At 70.3% G+C, this 14182-nt stretch carries 16 protein-coding genes; 10 read left to right on the top strand and 6 right to left on the bottom strand.

The features are described from left to right. The first annotated feature begins 155 nt into the window (after nucleotides 1-155). A complete protein-coding gene (locus IQ210_RS10155; protein WP_194078578.1) occupies nucleotides 156-830 on the top strand; it encodes a DUF6445 family protein in 675 nt (224 codons plus the stop codon). A 10-nt stretch (nucleotides 831-840) separates the two neighbouring features. Here IQ210_RS10155 and IQ210_RS10150 read toward each other — a convergent pair whose 3' ends face one another. Continuing rightward, entirely contained in the window at nucleotides 841-1323 is a 483-nt protein-coding gene (locus tag IQ210_RS10150; protein WP_194078577.1) for a hypothetical protein, read from the bottom strand. 149 nt (nucleotides 1324-1472) lie between these two features. On the opposite strand from IQ210_RS10150, the gene IQ210_RS10145 reads away from it, so the two are divergent. Further along, on the top strand, nucleotides 1473-1964 hold the full coding sequence (locus tag IQ210_RS10145; RefSeq protein ID WP_194078576.1) for a DUF7144 family membrane protein: 492 nt from the start codon (nucleotides 1473-1475) through the stop codon (nucleotides 1962-1964). A gap of 85 nt (nucleotides 1965-2049) precedes the next feature. Here the strand turns inward: IQ210_RS10145 and IQ210_RS10140 are convergent, their stop codons facing one another. Then, a complete protein-coding gene (locus IQ210_RS10140; RefSeq protein ID WP_194078575.1) occupies nucleotides 2050-2415 on the bottom strand; it encodes a DUF6479 family protein in 366 nt (121 codons plus the stop codon). A 147-nt stretch (nucleotides 2416-2562) separates the two neighbouring features. On the opposite strand from IQ210_RS10140, the gene IQ210_RS10135 reads away from it, so the two are divergent. The 3 genes from IQ210_RS10135 (at nucleotide 2563) to IQ210_RS10125 (ending at nucleotide 5502) form a co-directional block, all read left to right on the top strand. Beyond that, on the top strand, nucleotides 2563-3489 hold the full coding sequence (locus IQ210_RS10135) for an SMP-30/gluconolactonase/LRE family protein (RefSeq protein ID WP_194078574.1): 927 nt from the start codon (nucleotides 2563-2565) through the stop codon (nucleotides 3487-3489). Nucleotides 3490-3582: 93 nt separating this feature from the next. Next, entirely contained in the window at nucleotides 3583-4425 is an 843-nt protein-coding gene (locus IQ210_RS10130; protein ID WP_194078573.1) for a hypothetical protein, read from the top strand. An 18-nt stretch (nucleotides 4426-4443) separates the two neighbouring features. After that, on the top strand, nucleotides 4444-5502 hold the full coding sequence (locus IQ210_RS10125) for an NAD-dependent epimerase/dehydratase family protein (RefSeq protein ID WP_194078572.1): 1059 nt from the start codon (nucleotides 4444-4446) through the stop codon (nucleotides 5500-5502). On the opposite strand, the gene IQ210_RS10120 is transcribed toward IQ210_RS10125, so the two are convergent. Then, on the bottom strand, nucleotides 5435-5857 hold the full coding sequence (locus IQ210_RS10120) for a luciferase domain-containing protein (protein ID WP_194078571.1): 423 nt from the start codon (nucleotides 5855-5857) through the stop codon (nucleotides 5435-5437). The two genes, IQ210_RS10125 and IQ210_RS10120, sit on opposite strands and share 68 nt — an antisense overlap. A 219-nt stretch (nucleotides 5858-6076) precedes the next feature. Here IQ210_RS10120 and IQ210_RS10115 point away from each other — a divergent pair, with 219 nt between their 5' ends. Next, nucleotides 6077-7789 (top strand): lysyl oxidase family protein, encoded by a 1713-nt coding sequence (locus tag IQ210_RS10115; RefSeq protein ID WP_194078570.1) that lies wholly within the window; start codon nucleotides 6077-6079, stop codon nucleotides 7787-7789. A gap of 54 nt (nucleotides 7790-7843) precedes the next feature. Here IQ210_RS10115 and IQ210_RS10110 read toward each other — a convergent pair whose 3' ends face one another. Further along, nucleotides 7844-9016, bottom strand: a complete 1173-nt coding sequence (locus tag IQ210_RS10110; protein WP_194078569.1) for a sensor histidine kinase — start codon at nucleotides 9014-9016, stop codon at nucleotides 7844-7846. 112 nt (nucleotides 9017-9128) lie between these two features. On the opposite strand from IQ210_RS10110, the gene IQ210_RS10105 reads away from it, so the two are divergent. The 4 genes from IQ210_RS10105 to IQ210_RS10090 all read left to right on the top strand — a co-directional run bounded on the left by IQ210_RS10105 (nucleotide 9129) and on the right by IQ210_RS10090 (nucleotide 13124). Further along, nucleotides 9129-9497, top strand: a complete 369-nt coding sequence (locus tag IQ210_RS10105) for a DUF4333 domain-containing protein (RefSeq protein WP_194078568.1) — start codon at nucleotides 9129-9131, stop codon at nucleotides 9495-9497. A 170-nt stretch (nucleotides 9498-9667) separates the two neighbouring features. Next, entirely contained in the window at nucleotides 9668-10792 is a 1125-nt protein-coding gene (locus IQ210_RS10100; protein ID WP_256783190.1) for a sugar ABC transporter substrate-binding protein, read from the top strand. 96 nt (nucleotides 10793-10888) lie between these two features. After that, nucleotides 10889-11842: an RNA polymerase sigma-70 factor gene (locus tag IQ210_RS10095; protein WP_194078566.1), complete on the top strand. Its 954-nt coding sequence runs from the start codon at nucleotides 10889-10891 to the stop codon at nucleotides 11840-11842. A 91-nt stretch (nucleotides 11843-11933) separates the two neighbouring features. Next, nucleotides 11934-13124 carry an NAD(P)/FAD-dependent oxidoreductase gene (locus tag IQ210_RS10090; protein WP_194078565.1) on the top strand — a complete coding sequence of 397 codons (1191 nt, stop codon included), beginning with the start codon at nucleotides 11934-11936 and terminating at the stop codon, nucleotides 13122-13124. Here IQ210_RS10090 and IQ210_RS10085 read toward each other — a convergent pair. Then, nucleotides 13111-13287 carry a DUF397 domain-containing protein gene (locus IQ210_RS10085; RefSeq protein ID WP_126273227.1) on the bottom strand — a complete coding sequence of 59 codons (177 nt, stop codon included), beginning with the start codon at nucleotides 13285-13287 and terminating at the stop codon, nucleotides 13111-13113. The two genes, IQ210_RS10090 and IQ210_RS10085, sit on opposite strands and share 14 nt — an antisense overlap. Further along, entirely contained in the window at nucleotides 13284-14123 is an 840-nt protein-coding gene (locus tag IQ210_RS10080; protein ID WP_194078564.1) for a helix-turn-helix domain-containing protein, read from the bottom strand. Before IQ210_RS10080 ends, IQ210_RS10085 begins: the two co-directional genes overlap by 4 nt. Nucleotides 14124-14182 lie beyond the last annotated feature (59 nt).

Here is a 14182-nt window from a genome sequence, read left to right as displayed (position 1 = left end):
GAGTCTTTCTGAGTCCTTGGTTCCGGAATGCGGACGATTAGGTGCGTGAGCTCCCGTATTCCGTACGTGTGTTGACTGTTCGTTGACCGGTTCGCGGGGGATTCCAGACCGGTTCGCGGGCGAGTCCAGAACCGGCCCGGCCCTAGATTCGGCGCATGCCCCCACACCCCTCCGGAACGCTGCCCGTTCTCCCGTACCGCAAGCCCACCAAGGGCCGCGACTACTGGGTCCTGGACGATGTCCTGCCCGACGCGCACGCCGTACGGGAACGGTGTCTCGCCAAGGACGACTGGGTGGAGGGGTACCCGCACCGGCCGGAGACCTGGCCGGGGCTGCGCGCCATGCCCGGCCTGGAGCCGGGGGAGCTGGCCCGCGTGGAGCGGCTGGTCCGGCAGGCCACCGGCGCCAAGGAGCTGTGGGTGCAGTCGGCGCCCGGCGGCGGCACCCTCAACCACAACTGCGTCCAGGTCGTCGGCGAGGGCGAGAGCACGCCCCGCCCGCACACCGACTCGCGCGCCCTGTGCCGGTACGCGGCGGTGCTCTACCTCAACCCGGGCGTCCCCAAGGACTGCGGGACCAGTTTCTACCGCCAGTCCCTGCCCGGCGGCCGGCTCGGCGGCAATGTCGTGCAGGCCCCGCACAACAACCTCGTCGAGGCGCTCGGCATCCGGTTCGTGGCGCCCGACGCCTTCGAGGAGGACGTACGCGTCCCGCACCGCTTCAACCGGCTGCTGCTCTACAACGCCAACCTCGTGCACAGCGCGACCGGCTACTGCGGTACGACGCTGGAGGAGAAGCGGATGACGGCGGTGTTCTTCTGGATGGCCTGAGGAGCGGAGCTCAGTAGCGGACGGCCCTCGCGACCTCGGTCTTCACGGTGCCGGACAGGTCGCGGTTGCTGCGGGCGGTGGCCTTCTTGCTGCCGCCCGCCGGCACGTCGGAGACGGTGACCGCGACCGCGTCCGCCAGGTCGCCGCCGCCGTCCTTGAAGTTCACCTGCACCAGGAACGACTTCTGCGCGTCGCCGGTGTTCTTGACGGTGACGTCGACCGTGGTGCGGCCGTCGGAGCCGGTCCGCGGGGTGCCCAGGGTGACGTTGTCCTTGACGTCGACACCGTTCTTGACGTCGTCGAACTTCTTTCCCGCCTCCGCCGTGGCCGACGCGAACACCTCCGTGGCCTGGGAGGCGATGGACGCCGCCTTGCTCGCCACCGAGGAGGGCGTGTCGTCGTCGTCCGAGCAGCCGGTGAGGGCGGTCAGGGCCGTCAGCGCGGCGATCGTGACGATCGTGATCGGGGCGCGGTGCGTCCGGTTACCGGTCATGTCCTCCAGTGAAGGTCCTCGCGCCCGCCGCCGCACTCGGGCCGTCACCCGAACGGCGCAGTCCCTCGGGCGCCGCCCCCGCACCGCGCGGATGGTCGAAGCATCACCGACACCGACGCGCGGACCCGCGCGAGAGACGGGGTACGGACATGACCCAGCAGCCGCACACGACACCGCCCAGCACACCCCCGGTGTGGGACCAGGGCCACCAGCAGGCCGAACCCGCCCCGCCGCCCGACCGCGCCGGCAGTGGCTGGGCCACCGGCGGGCTCGTCTTCGCGGGTGTGCTGATGCTGGTCAACGGTGTGCTGGCGATCCTCCAGGGGATCTCGGCGCTGGCCGCGGACGACGTGTACGACCGGATCGGCGACTACGTCTACAAGATCAGCCTCACCGGCTGGGGCTGGATCATGCTGGTCCTGGGCGCGGTCCTGGTGGGCGTCGGCTACGGCGTCCTCAAGGGCGCCTGGTGGGCCCGGATGACCGGCATCTTCCTGGCGTCGGCGGCGATGGTGCTGCACTTCCTGTTCCTGCCGTACTCGCCCGTCTGGTCCGGGCTCATGATCGGCGTCGACTTCTTCGTGATCTGGGCCCTGGCGACGGCGCCCGACTCCACCGGCGCCCGGCGCGGCATGACCTGAGCCGGACCGCGCGAAGAGGGGCTGCCCCGCCCGACAGGCGGTGCAGCCCCTGTTGGTGTCCGCTGTCAGAAGGTGATGTCCGCTGTCAGACGTGTCCGAGGCCGCCGCTGCCGAAGCCGCCGCTGGAGCCCGGGAGCCATCGTCTGCGGTGCTGGTCCTTTCCGCGTTTACTGCCCGAGTGATGGAGCTGGTACGGCATGAGCCGTTCCTGCTCAGCGAGCGGGAGCTCGTCCGGTTCCCGCATCTCCCTGATCTCGTGGATCGCGCCGGTGAGGGGAAGACTGGGCTGTTCCTCGGGGCGCGGCCGGGGAAGTTCCCGGTCCCGGACCCGCATGCCGAACTGTACGGCCCAGATCAGTGCCCCGGCGATGACCGCGCCACCGACGAATGCGGCGATCACGTTGAGCACATCGCTCCCCGCGGCCGCGACTACGAACGCTGCCGTACTCATATGGCAATTATCACCGAAACGGCAGAAATGGGGAGTGCGGGATTCCGGCGGAATCCGTGCGCTCGTTCCCGGGAACTCGCCTTCTGCTGCTTCCGTTGTCAACTAAAGGGACAGCAAAAGGAATTGGAATCCACGGAGGCCCCCACCATGGTCCAGAACCCGAGCCGCAGAGCCGTTCTCGGCGGTGCCGCGGCGCTGGCCGCCCTCGCCGTGACGGCCGCTCCCGCCGCCGCGTGGACGACGGCCCGGCCCACCGAGTTCCCCCTGCCGGACGGCTGGCTCCCCGAGGGCATCGCGATCGGCGCCCAGCCGTACGCGTACTTCGGCTCCCGCGCCAATGGCGGCATCTACCGCGCCGACCTGCGCACCGGCGAGGGCGAGATCCTCTACGCCGGAGCCACCGGCCAGATAGCCGTCGGTCTCAAGACCGACCGCGACGGCCTGCTGTACGTCGCCGGCAACACCGGCGTCGCCCGCGTCCACGACGCCCGCACCGGGGACGTCGTCCGCACGTTCCAACTCTCCGAGGCCACCGGGCACTTCATCAACGACGTCACCCTGCTCGGCGACCGCGCCTGGTTCACCGACTCCCGCGCCGCCGCCCTCTACAGCGTCCCCCGCGGCCGCGCCGGAGCCGTCCGCACCCTCCCGCTCACCGGCGACTGGGCGCAGCTCCCCGACGTCAACAACGCCAACGGCATCGTCCCCACCCCGGACGGCCGCGGCCTGATCGTCGTCAAGTCCACGCCCGGCGAGCTCTACAACGTCGACCCCCGGACCGGGCACGCCCGGAAGATCACGCTCGTCGGGCAGGACACCGTCGCCAACGGTGACGGTCTGTGGCGCATCGGTCGCACGCTGTACGTCGTCCAGAACCGCCTCAACCTCGTCAGCGTCTGGGACCTCGACACCGGGGCCACCACCGCGACCCTGCGCACCACGATCACCGACCCCCGCTTCGACGTGCCCACCACGGCCGCCCGCTTCGGCGACCGGCTGTACCTGGTCAACGCCCGCTTCACGACGACTCCGACACCGGAGACGACGTACAACGCGGTGGCCGTGCCCCTCTGAACCCCGTACGCGTGACGACAGGACGGCAACTCCCTTCGCCCCGGCGCCGACTGAGAGGTGAAATCCCGACCCCCACGAAGGGAGTTCACCTCCATGCGCACCCGTATCGCGCGCCTGCTCGCCATTCTCACCGCGGTGCTCGCCGCGGCCTTCACGACCACCGGCGAGGCCCGGGCCGCCGACAACTGGAACCCGCCCTCGAACCTCGCCCAGCCCCTCAACGAGGTCTGGAACCACGTCGAGTCGACCTACCCGAACCTCTACGGCTTCCGGAACTACGGCTGGGACCAGGTCATGGCCAACCGGGGCAGCATCAACTACTGCGTCCGCTGGGAGTCCGACGCCCCCGTCAGCACCGCCCTGCGCGACCAGATCCACGCCGCCCTGAAGAAGCAGTGGGGCAAGTGGATGACCGCCATGCTCGACAACGGCACCGGCACCAACTCCTGGCCGTACACGAGCGTTCCGGTCAACATCGTCGGCTGGGCGGTGAAGGACCGCGCCACGCTCCAGTGGACGGACAACTCCGTCGACATCTACGCCGGCAACCTCGACAGCGGCGGCGCCCCGCAGTGCGCGCCCGACTGCGGTCGCTTCTTCCATCAGGACGGCAACTACTCCAGGTGCCCCGGCGGAGTGACCCGGCACTACGACCAGTCCCTGTGGCTGACCAAGGGCTTCCAGGGCGGCGCCGGCGGCGACTGGGGCCAGCGCGTCGGACAGGAGTACTTCACCGGCGCCCTCGCCCAGGAGAACATCCACATTTATCTCCACGAGGTCGGCCACACCTTCGGCCTCGACGACTTCTACGACTGGACGCCGACCGGTCAGTGCTGTTTCCTCATGAAGGCCGGATCGGCCACGCAGATCACGGACTTCGACAAGTGGATGCTGCGTGACTTCTGGCGTCATCTGAAGAGCCGCTACGGACTCTGACCGGCAGGAGGAGCGCGGGTGGGCGACGTGGACAGATCGGCGCCGGTCCTGGTGACCGGCGGCAGCGGCTTCGTCGGCAGCCATCTGGTGAAGCGGCTGCTGGAGCGCGGCTACCAGGTGCGTGCCACGGTCCGCTCCACCGCCCCCTCACCGAAGACCAGGCCGCTCATCGCGATGCAGGACCGATTCCCGGGCAGGCTGGACCTGTTCGCGGCGGACCTGCTCGCCGAGGGCTCCTTCGACGAGGCGGCCAAGGGCTGCGCGACCGTCTTCCACGTCGCCTCCCCGTTCCTCATGCCGGAGAAGATCAAGGACGGCCGGCGGGACGTCGTCGAACCCGCGCTGCTCGGCACCCGTAACGTCCTCGGGGCGATCGAACGCACCCCGGCCGTCCGCCGCCTGGTCCTCACCTCCACGGTCGGCGCGATCTTCGGCGACTACATCGACGTACTGGAGACGATGAAGGACCAGGTCCTCACCGAGGAGTACGTCAACACCACCAGCACGGTGGCCAACAACCCGTACCACTACGCCAAGACGGTCGCCGAGCAAGCGGCCTGGGAGGCGGCGAAGGCGCAGGACCGCTGGCGGATGGTGGCCCTCAACCCTGGCCTGATCCTGGGCCCTTCGCTCACCGCCGCCTCCGAGTCCGGCAGCCTCTTCCTCCTGGAGGAGCTCTTCAAGGGCTACTTCTTCTACGGCGCCCCGGACTTCAGCTTCACCACGGTCGATGTCCGGGACGTCGCCGACGCGCACATCGCGGCGGCCGAGAACCCCGACGCGCACGGCCGCTACATCCTCGCCGCCGAGACCATGAGTTCCTTCCACGACATGGCCCGCGTCCTGCGCACCGCCCACCCCCGTGACCTGCGCCTGCCCCGAACCCGCCTGCCGCACTGGCCGGTTCGGCTCCTGGGCCCCGCCTTCGGACTCACCCAGGACTACATCCGCAAGCACCTCGGCATCCGCTTCCGCGTCGACAACAGCCGCAGCCGCACCGAACTCGGCGTCACCTACCGCCCGTTCGAGGAGACGATCCTCGACCACCACCGGGCCTGGCGGACGCCGACGGGATGACCGTCACCCGGTGGAAGTTGCACACGTCCGCGGTCTCGGCCTGCGGCGCCTGATGGGCCTTGAGGGCCATGCTGACCAGGCTCATCAGCAGGTCGACGTCCGTGTCGCAGTCCAGGTGCACGGTGACCCAGCGGGAGCCGGGGACCAGCCGGATCGCCGTCGACTCCGAGAGGTCGGCGGCGAAGCGGTCGAGCGCCCGGTCGGTGAGATGCAGGTCCACGTCGTGGGCGGAATGGAAGTGCACGATCTCGCTGCGACCGGCGCGCAGCGCGCTTCCGGTACCGCAACTGGCCTGCCCCGTACGGAGATCGGGCCAGACTCGCAGGCGCTCCAGGGCGCGCTCGGCCAGCGTCATGCGTCCATCGTCGCCTGCTCACCGCGTCGCAACCAGGGGTTGAGTAAAACGTAACCATCCCTCCTTCGGAGGAACTCGGGTGCGACTTTCGGTTCAACAGGCAACCTCGACACACCATTTACCAGTCTCACAGGTTGCTCACAGAACCGGCCCAGGCGCGTTGGGGTGCGCCCGTACCAGTGGCCGTCCGGTGGGCTGTCCAGTCCGATGCCACTGACCATGGCACTCGCAGACGAGGAACCGATGACCAGTCAGCACCATCGAAGCCGCGCCCGACGCGTGGCACTCGCCGCCTCGGCGGCACTCACCGTCGTCGTCACCGGCGCCGGGGCCGCTCCCGGCGCCGGCGCGGCGCAGGCCGCCACACCCGGCAAGCCGAAGCTGAAGCTGATCGCCGCGTCGAACGCCGTGACGCTCGACCGGTGGGAGGGGGAACCCGGGGTCTACCTCGACCTCGGGACGTACGTCACCGTCGACAACGCGCCGCTGGAGTTCCAGGTGAAGCGCAAGTCGTACAAGGACCCGGTCGTCGCGCAGCAGATCCTGCGCGACGCGAAGGGCAAGAAGATCGGGAGCAAGGCCCTGCCCGCGGGGCTGGTGAAGGACTTCTCCGGGCTGCCCGGCTTCCTGGAGGTGTCCATCAAGAACGCGCAGGGCCAGGAGGTCGCCAAGCCCAAGGGCACGTTCTGCCCGAACAACGCCTCCGGCCGGCTCCGCCCGGACGCCCCGGCGACCTCGCACTACCCGGAGAGCTGCCCCACCAACCCGTTCACCCTCGGCTCGGTGTGGGGTGTCGAGCAGGGCTGGGCGGCCAACTCCTCGACCGTCGACTACGACAAGCCGGTCGACCTGCCGGCCGGTGAGTACACCGCGAAGGTGGGCGTCGCCAAGAAGTACCGCGAGCTCTTCGGCATCCCGAACGACCAGCGCACCATCAAGGTGACCGTCCGTCAGATCAGCGACGGCGGCGGGGGCGCGGGCCGCGGCATGTCCGCGATGCACGGCGGCCACTCCATGAGCGGCATGAGCGGCATGGCGGGTCACTCCATGGCCCACCACTACGGCCCGCGCGGCGCCGACGAGCCCACCCCGGGCGCCCTCTCGCACGCGCTGGAGGACCGCGGCCTGGCCCACCACCTGGGCGACGGCACCGGTCACACCGACGGCTCCCGTGTCGCACCCGCGCTGAAGCCGGCGAGCCAGCGGCCCACCGGCCGGGCCGGCGCCCCCGCGGGCGTGCCGAAGCCCGACCTGCGTTCGCTGCCCGCCTGGGACATCGCCATCACCGACGGCGAGGACGGCGACGTGGCGGGCAAGGACTACCTGGCCTTCAGCGCCAACGTCTGGAACGCGGGACCGGCGCCGCTCGTCGTCGACGGCTTCCGCAAGCCCGGCGCCGACCTGATGGACGCCTACCAGTACTTCTACGACGCCAAGGGCAAGCAGGTCGGCTACGCGCCCACCGGCACCATGGAGTGGGACCCGCGCGTCGGCCACGAGCACTGGCACTTCACCGACTTCGCCAGCTACCGGCTGCTGAGCGCGGACAAACAGGACATCGTCAAGAGCGGCAAGGAGGCGTTCTGCCTCGCCAACACCGACGCGATCGACTACACGGTGAAGAACGCCAACTTCAAGCCGTACAACACCGATCTGTCGACGGCCTGCGGTCAGCAGAACTCCATCTCGGTCCGTGAGGTCCTCGACGTCGGCTCCGGCGACACCTACACCCAGTACCGCCCCGGCCAGTCCTTCGACGTGACGGACCTGCCGAACGGCACGTACTACATCGAGGTCATCGCCAACCCGGAGAAGCGCCTCCAGGAGACGAACCTGAAGAACAACGTCGCCCTGCGCAAGGTGGTCCTGGGCGGTACGCCGGGCCACCGCACGGTCCAGGTCCCGCCGGTCGACCTGATCAACGCGCCGTAATCAGCAACACGTGCACCACCGTGCGGGCCTCTCGACGGGGCCCGCACGGGTCTTTCAGCTCACCTCTCTCGTACTTTCGGCCGGTAGCGGGAACTCCGCCCGGATCTCCCAGCCGTGCCCGGCGCGCGGCCCCGCCGCGAGCTCCCCGCCCAGCGCCGTCACGCGCTCCTTCAGGCCGACGAGCCCGAAGCCGCCGCCGTGCGCCGCGTCCGGGAGCTGGGTGCCGCCCCGGCCGTCGTCGGTCACCAGGACGGTCAGCCGGCCGCCGTCGAGGGCCAGTCGTACGGTGACCTCGGTGGCGTCGGCCGCGTGCCGCCGTACGTTCGTCAGCGCCTCCTGCACCACCCGGAACGCCGCCGCCTGCACCTCGTGCGGAAGGTCGGCCGGGACGTCGGAGTGCAGGGTCACGGTCTGGCCGGGGCTCGCGAAGCGCGAGGTCAGCTCGGTGATGCCGGCGAGATCGCCGACCGGCCGCCGGTCCGCCTCGCCGGTGGCGTCCCGCAGGACACCGACCGTGCGGCGCATCGAGGCGAGCGCCTCGGTCGCGGCACCCTCGATGCCGGCGAGGACCGGGTCCAGGCCCTCGGGCCGGGTCGTGGCCATCATGCGGGCCATCTGGGTCTGCACGAGGATGCCGGTCACGTGGTGGGCGACGAAGTCGTGCAGGTCGGCGGCGATCGCGAGGCGCTCCTCGCGGCGGGTGTCGGCGACGGCGACCGTCCTGCGGTAGTCCAGCGAGCGCAGATAGGCCGCGAGACCGGCGACGAGCATGGCGAGGATCGCGCCGACCAGCAGATAGCCCAGCGCCTCGGCCTGGCCGAACGAGCGGTAGTACCGGGCGGGTGTGGTCAGCAGCGCCGCCGCGTCCAGCAGCCCGCACACCACCGCCCACCGCGGCGGACAGTGCCGTACGGCGATGAACAGCAGGCACAGCAGCACGGCGGCCTCGCCCGGGCCGAAGGCACCGTTGCGGCGCAGCGCGTACGCCGTCGCCGTGTAGAGGAGCGAGGCGAGGGCGGGCACTGCGGTGCGCAGCTGCGGGGTGAGCCAGGCGGGGCGGCGCGTGGGCGGCCACAGCACGGCGGCCAGGCCGACCACGAGGACGAGCGCCGGACGCCAGCCGCCGTAGCCGGCGCTGCCGGAGGCGAGCAGGTCGACGACGGCCAGCGCGAGCAGCGCGCCGACGCAGGCACCGCGGCCCACGCCCCGGAGGGAAGCGGACTTCATGCCGATCACGGTAGGCGGCCGGGCCACCCGTGACCTCGGCCGAAAGGCCGACAGGCCGATGGACAGGTGACACTGGGGTGTGGCCATCCCCGCGCCCCGGAGGACCTACGCCATGCCGGACCTCAGATACCTCCTCGGCGTCTGTCTCGGCGCGGCGGCGGTGCTCGGTGTCGGCGGGCTCGGCACGTACCTGCTGTCCGGCACCGAGTCCACGACCGCGCTCGACGCGTACGACACGGTGACGGTCGACGGGCACAAGGCGCTCGCCCCGAACATCGTCGCGGGCCGCACCCAGAGCAAGTACCACCCGCTGCCGTGGGTCGGCACGAAGGTGGAGGTCGCCTGCCCCGAGGGGCTGAAGGCGGTGGCCGGTACGACGCTCCACTGCACCGGCACCCGCACCGACGGCAGCACCGTGGACATCCCCGTGACGGTCGTCGAGGCCTCGGACACGCACGTCACATGGCGGTTCAGCCGCTGACACCCCAGGTGCGCAAGGGAATTGTGAAACATGGCGTGACGGGTGGGGGAGATTCCGCACCCAACTCCTGGGAGCGGCCCGCGCGCGAGAGGCTCGGATCCCGCAGGGCTGATGTCGCCGTGACGTGCACCGGCCGCCCTGCCGCGCAATCGCCCGGAAGGCCCTGGAACGTGAACGCTCGCACCCCCCACAGAACCGCCGCTCGTCTTGCCCTCGCTGTCGGCTCCGCCCTGCTGCTCACCTCCTGCGGTGTCGTCGACGCCGCGGAGGGCGGCGGCAGCACGCGGGGCCCGGCGAAGGGCGACGACCTCACGGTGGGGCTGCTCCTGCCGGACAAGGAGACGACGCGCTTCGAGAAGTTCGACCACCCCCTGATCAAGGCCCGCGTCGCCGACCTCACGGACGGCAAGGGCAAGGTGCGCTACGCCAACGCCGGGGCGAGCGCGAAGCGGCAGAGCCGGCAGTTCGACCAGATGATCTCCGCGCGGGTCGACGCCATCCTCGTGGACGCGGTCGACGCCAAGGCCATCGAGACGGACGTCAAGAAGGCCAAGGACGCGGGCATCCCCGTCATCGCGTACGACCGCCTGGCCCAGGGCCCGATCGACGCGTACATATCCCACGACAACGAACTCGTCGGTGAGGTGCAGGGCCGCGCCATCATGGAGGCGCTCGGCGACAAGGCCGAGAGCAGCAAGATCGTCATGCTGAACGGTTCACCGGCCGACCCCAACACCGCCCGCTTCAAGCAGGGCGCTCTCGGCGTGCTCCAGAACAAGGTCTCCATCGCCAAGTCCTACGACGTCGAGGAGTGGCTGCCGAAGATCGCCGAGGCGGACATGGAGAAGGCCATCGCGGCCATCGGCGTCAACAACATCGCCGCGGTCTACTCCGCCAACGACGGCATGGCGGGCGCGGCGATCGACGCCCTGAAGAAGGCGGGCGCGACGACGATCCCACCGGTGACCGGCCAGGACGCCGACCTGCCGGCGGTCCAGCGGATCGTCTCCGGCGAGCAGTACATGACCGTCTACAAGTCGTTCCTGGAGGAGGCGAACAGCGCCGCGGACATGGCCGTCGCCAAGATCCAGGGCCAGGACATCATGTTCGACGCCCTGACCCAGGACACGGTGGACAGCCCGACCGAGGACGACATCCCGTCGATGCTGGTCCCGGTGGTGGCCCTGACCCAGGACAACATCAAGGAGACGGTGATCAAGGACGGCGTCTACACGGTCAAGGACATCTGTACGGCGGCTTATGCGGCCAGGTGCGCGGCGATCGGTCTGGAGTAGCACCGGACCAGGACGGGCTCCGGGGCGGGCCCGCGGGAAGGCCGGCCCCCACCCCGGCCCTGGCCCGATCACCAACGGCCGCCTAGGGTCGGGGACATGTCTCTGACCGTCGTGGACGTCGATCGTTTCGAGGCCTCCAGGGGGCGCCTTCAGGCGTTGGCCTACCGGCTGCTCGGTTCCGTCGGTGAGGCCGAGGACGTCGTGCAGGAGACGTTTCTGCGGTGGCAGGCGGCGGACACCGGGCGTATCGAGGTGCCGGAGGCCTGGCTGACCAAGGTGCTCACCAACCTGTGCCTCAACGAACTGACCTCGGCCCGCGCCCGCCGCGAGACCTACGTCGGCCAGTGGCTTCCCGAGCCGCTCCTCGGCGGCGACCCGATGCTCGGCCCCGCCGACACGGCCGAACAGCGCGAGTCGGTGTCGTACGCCGTGCTCACCCTCATGGAACGGCTGACGCCCAACGAGCGCGCGGTGTACGTGCTGCGCGAGGCCTTCGACTACCCGCACCGCGAGATCGCCGAGATCCTCGACCTCACCGAGGCCGCCAGCCAGCAGATCTACCACCGTGCGAAGAAGCACGTCGCGGACGGCAGGGCGCGCAAGGCCCGCGGGGAGATCGACGAGGCCGCCGCCCGGCAACTCGTCGAGGAGTTCCTCGCGGCCGCCACCAGCGGTGAGACGTCCTCCCTGATCCGGCTGCTCACCGACGACGCCACCAGCGTCGGTGACGGGGGCGGGAAGATCCCGGCCCGCGCCACGCCGTTCAGCGGTGCCGTGGCGGTCGCGAAGTTCCTGTGGGGCCTGTTCAGGCCCGCCCAGGTCAAGCGGGACTACGCGGGCGGCCGGCCCGAGATGTACGCGTGGACGGCGAACGGCGAGCCCGCCGCCGTGGCGGTCGTGGACGGCCGCGTCGTCGGGGTCATGTGCCTGGAGGTCACCGCCGAGGGCATCGTCGCGGTCCGCAACCAGATCAACCCCGACAAGCTGACGCGGGCGACCGAGCGGTGGGCGGCGCTGGACCCCGGGAAACCCCTGTTCACGGCCTTCTGAGCCGTGTGACACAGGTCACGCGTCAGAGCTGTCAGGGATCGGCGGCCTGTCCGGTTCAAGGTGCGAACCCGAATCGGACAGGAGCCGAACCATGAAGCACCGCATCGTCGTCCTGGGCGCCGGCTACGCCGGAGCGAGCGCCGCCGGTCGCATCGCCCGCCGCCTGCGCCGCGAGGACGTCCGCATCACCCTCGTCAACGCCGAACCCGACTTCGTCGAGCGCGTCCGCATGCACCAGTTGGCCACAGGCCAGGAGTTGAAGCCCCGCCCGCTCGCGGCCATGTTCAAGGGCACGGGCGTAGAAGTCCGTATCGGCCGGGTCGCCTCGGTCGACGCCGACGCCAAGACGGTCACCGTCCTCGCCGGCGGCACCGAGGGCCGACTGGAGTACGACACCCTCGTCTACGCCCTCGGCAGCGGCTGGACCGACCAGGGCGTCCCCGGCGTCACCGAGCACGCCCACCAGATCGCGAGCCGCCCCGGCGCGCTCCGGCTGCGCGAACGCCTCACCGAACTGACCGCCGGCGCCCCCGTGGTCGTCGTCGGCGGCGGCCTCACCGGCCTCGAACTCGCCACGGAGCTCGCCGAGTCGAGGCCCGACCTGGACATCGCGCTCGTCGCCCGCGACGGCCTCGGCGACTGGCTGTCCCCGACCGGCCGCGCCCACCTCGGCAAGGTCGTCGCCGACCTGGGCATCACCGTCCACGAACACACCGCCGTCACCGGCGTCCAGGACGGCACCGTCCACACCGGCGACGGCCCGATCCCGGCCGCCGTCACCGTCTGGACCACGGGCTTCGCGGTCCACCCCATCGCCGCGGCGACCACCTTGAAGGTCACCGGCACCGGCCGGATCGTCGTCGACGCCGGCATGCGCTCGGTCTCGCACCCCGACGTGTACGCCGTCGGCGACGCCGCGTACGCCATGGGCCACAACGACAAGCCGCTCCGCATGTCCTGCGCCTCGGGCACCCCGGCCGCCTGGCTGGCCGCCGACACGATCGCCGCGCGCCTGACGGGCACGAAGGTTCCGCGGAAGCTGGTCGGTTACAACCACCAGTGCATCAGCCTCGGCCGCAAGGAGGCCATCATCCAGATGGTGACCCCCGACGACACGGCGAAGGACCGCGCCTTCACCGGCCGCGGCGCCGCGCGCTACAAGGAGCTGATCTGCAAGGGCGCGTACTGGGCGGCCGCGAACCCGCTGATGCAGCCGGTACGGCGCCGGAAGGTCGTGGGGCAGCGGGCCGGGGAGCGCGCGTTTGACGCTACCTCTGCGTGACGAAGGCGGCCCAGGCGGCGGGGGTGACCTTGAGGTGGGGGGTGGTGGGGGTCTTGGAGTCGCGGATGTGGACGGTGGCCGGCTGGACGGCCACCTCTACGCAGGCGCCGCCTTCACCGCTGCTGTAGCTGGACTTGAACCACGTGAGTTCGGTGTCGCTCATCGCTCTCCCAGAAGACGGTCCAACAGGTCCCTGGTGTCTTCCTCGTTGAGGGCCTGCGTCCGCAGCATCGCATACTTCTGGGCCACGATCCCCACCTCGTCCGGATCAGCGATCAAGGTGCTGCCACGCTGTGTCTCGCTGTACGCGAGCCGCTGGTGCTCGGGGGTTTCCAGCAGGACGAGGGGGCCTTCGAGCCCGGCGTGCGAGGTGCGGCCGAGCGGAAGGATCTGCAAGGTGAGGCCCGGTAGTTCGGAGTACTCCCGGAGGTGCCGCACCTGATCCGCGTACACCTCCTCGCCGCCCAGCCGGTCCCGGAGCACCGCCTCCCAGATGACGAAGCTCGCCATCGGCGGCGCCTTGCGGTGCAGGATGTCCCGCCGTTCGATGCGGTTGGTGACCAACTGCTCGATCTCGTCCTCGTCATAGAGCGGCACGCGGTTGCGGAACACTGCCCGCGCGTACCCCTCTGTCTGCAACAGACCAGGCACCACCAGGCTCTCGTACCAGGAGATGGCGACGGCCTCCTGCTCCCGGTCCAGATACTCCTCCGCCCATTGCGGTACGAGATCCACTTCCGGCAGATACCTCAGCGCCGCCGTCAAAGCCCCCTTGGTGTCCAGGAAGTCGTCCAACTGCTCGGCGAGGTCCGGCTTCAGACGCCGTCTCCCCTGCTCGATCGACGCGATCGTCTCCTCGCTGATGGCGAACACCTCCCCCAGCGACCTCTGCGTATATCCCGCGGCCGTGCGGAACACGGCGAGCAGCGCGCCCACCATCCGCATCGCCGACGCGTTCCTGCGTGCCTGCCGTGACCGCGGCCCTGTCGTCGTCCCCATGGGTAAGAACTCCCCACTGATCCCCGTACGTTCACCATTGCCCGCCCGTACAAACGAGT

It is taken from the genome of Streptomyces justiciae (assembly GCF_015163075.1).
GTDB classification, from domain to species: domain Bacteria; phylum Actinomycetota; class Actinomycetes; order Streptomycetales; family Streptomycetaceae; genus Streptomyces; species Streptomyces justiciae.
This window is presented reverse-complemented; position numbering and strand designations above follow the sequence as displayed.

Bases quoted from the DNA above. Each gene is read 5' to 3' on its own strand.
- IQ210_RS10155 (WP_194078578.1), top strand. From the start codon at position 156: ATGCCCCCACACCCCTCCGGAACGCTGCCCGTTCTCCCGTACCGCAAG.
- IQ210_RS10150 (WP_194078577.1), bottom strand. From the start codon at position 1,323: ATGACCGGTAACCGGACGCACCGCGCCCCGATCACGATCGTCACGATC.
- IQ210_RS10145 (WP_194078576.1), top strand. From the start codon at position 1,473: ATGACCCAGCAGCCGCACACGACACCGCCCAGCACACCCCCGGTGTGG.
- IQ210_RS10140 (WP_194078575.1), bottom strand. From the start codon at position 2,415: ATGAGTACGGCAGCGTTCGTAGTCGCGGCCGCGGGGAGCGATGTGCTC.
- IQ210_RS10135 (WP_194078574.1), top strand. From the start codon at position 2,563: ATGGTCCAGAACCCGAGCCGCAGAGCCGTTCTCGGCGGTGCCGCGGCG.
- IQ210_RS10130 (WP_194078573.1), top strand. From the start codon at position 3,583: ATGCGCACCCGTATCGCGCGCCTGCTCGCCATTCTCACCGCGGTGCTC.
- IQ210_RS10120 (WP_194078571.1), bottom strand. From the start codon at position 5,857: ATGACGCTGGCCGAGCGCGCCCTGGAGCGCCTGCGAGTCTGGCCCGAT.
- IQ210_RS10115 (WP_194078570.1), top strand. From the start codon at position 6,077: ATGGCACTCGCAGACGAGGAACCGATGACCAGTCAGCACCATCGAAGC.
- IQ210_RS10110 (WP_194078569.1), bottom strand. From the start codon at position 9,016: ATGAAGTCCGCTTCCCTCCGGGGCGTGGGCCGCGGTGCCTGCGTCGGC.
- IQ210_RS10105 (WP_194078568.1), top strand. From the start codon at position 9,129: ATGCCGGACCTCAGATACCTCCTCGGCGTCTGTCTCGGCGCGGCGGCG.
- IQ210_RS10095 (WP_194078566.1), top strand. From the start codon at position 10,889: ATGTCTCTGACCGTCGTGGACGTCGATCGTTTCGAGGCCTCCAGGGGG.
- IQ210_RS10090 (WP_194078565.1), top strand. From the start codon at position 11,934: ATGAAGCACCGCATCGTCGTCCTGGGCGCCGGCTACGCCGGAGCGAGC.
- IQ210_RS10085 (WP_126273227.1), bottom strand. From the start codon at position 13,287: ATGAGCGACACCGAACTCACGTGGTTCAAGTCCAGCTACAGCAGCGGT.
- IQ210_RS10080 (WP_194078564.1), bottom strand. From the start codon at position 14,123: ATGGGGACGACGACAGGGCCGCGGTCACGGCAGGCACGCAGGAACGCG.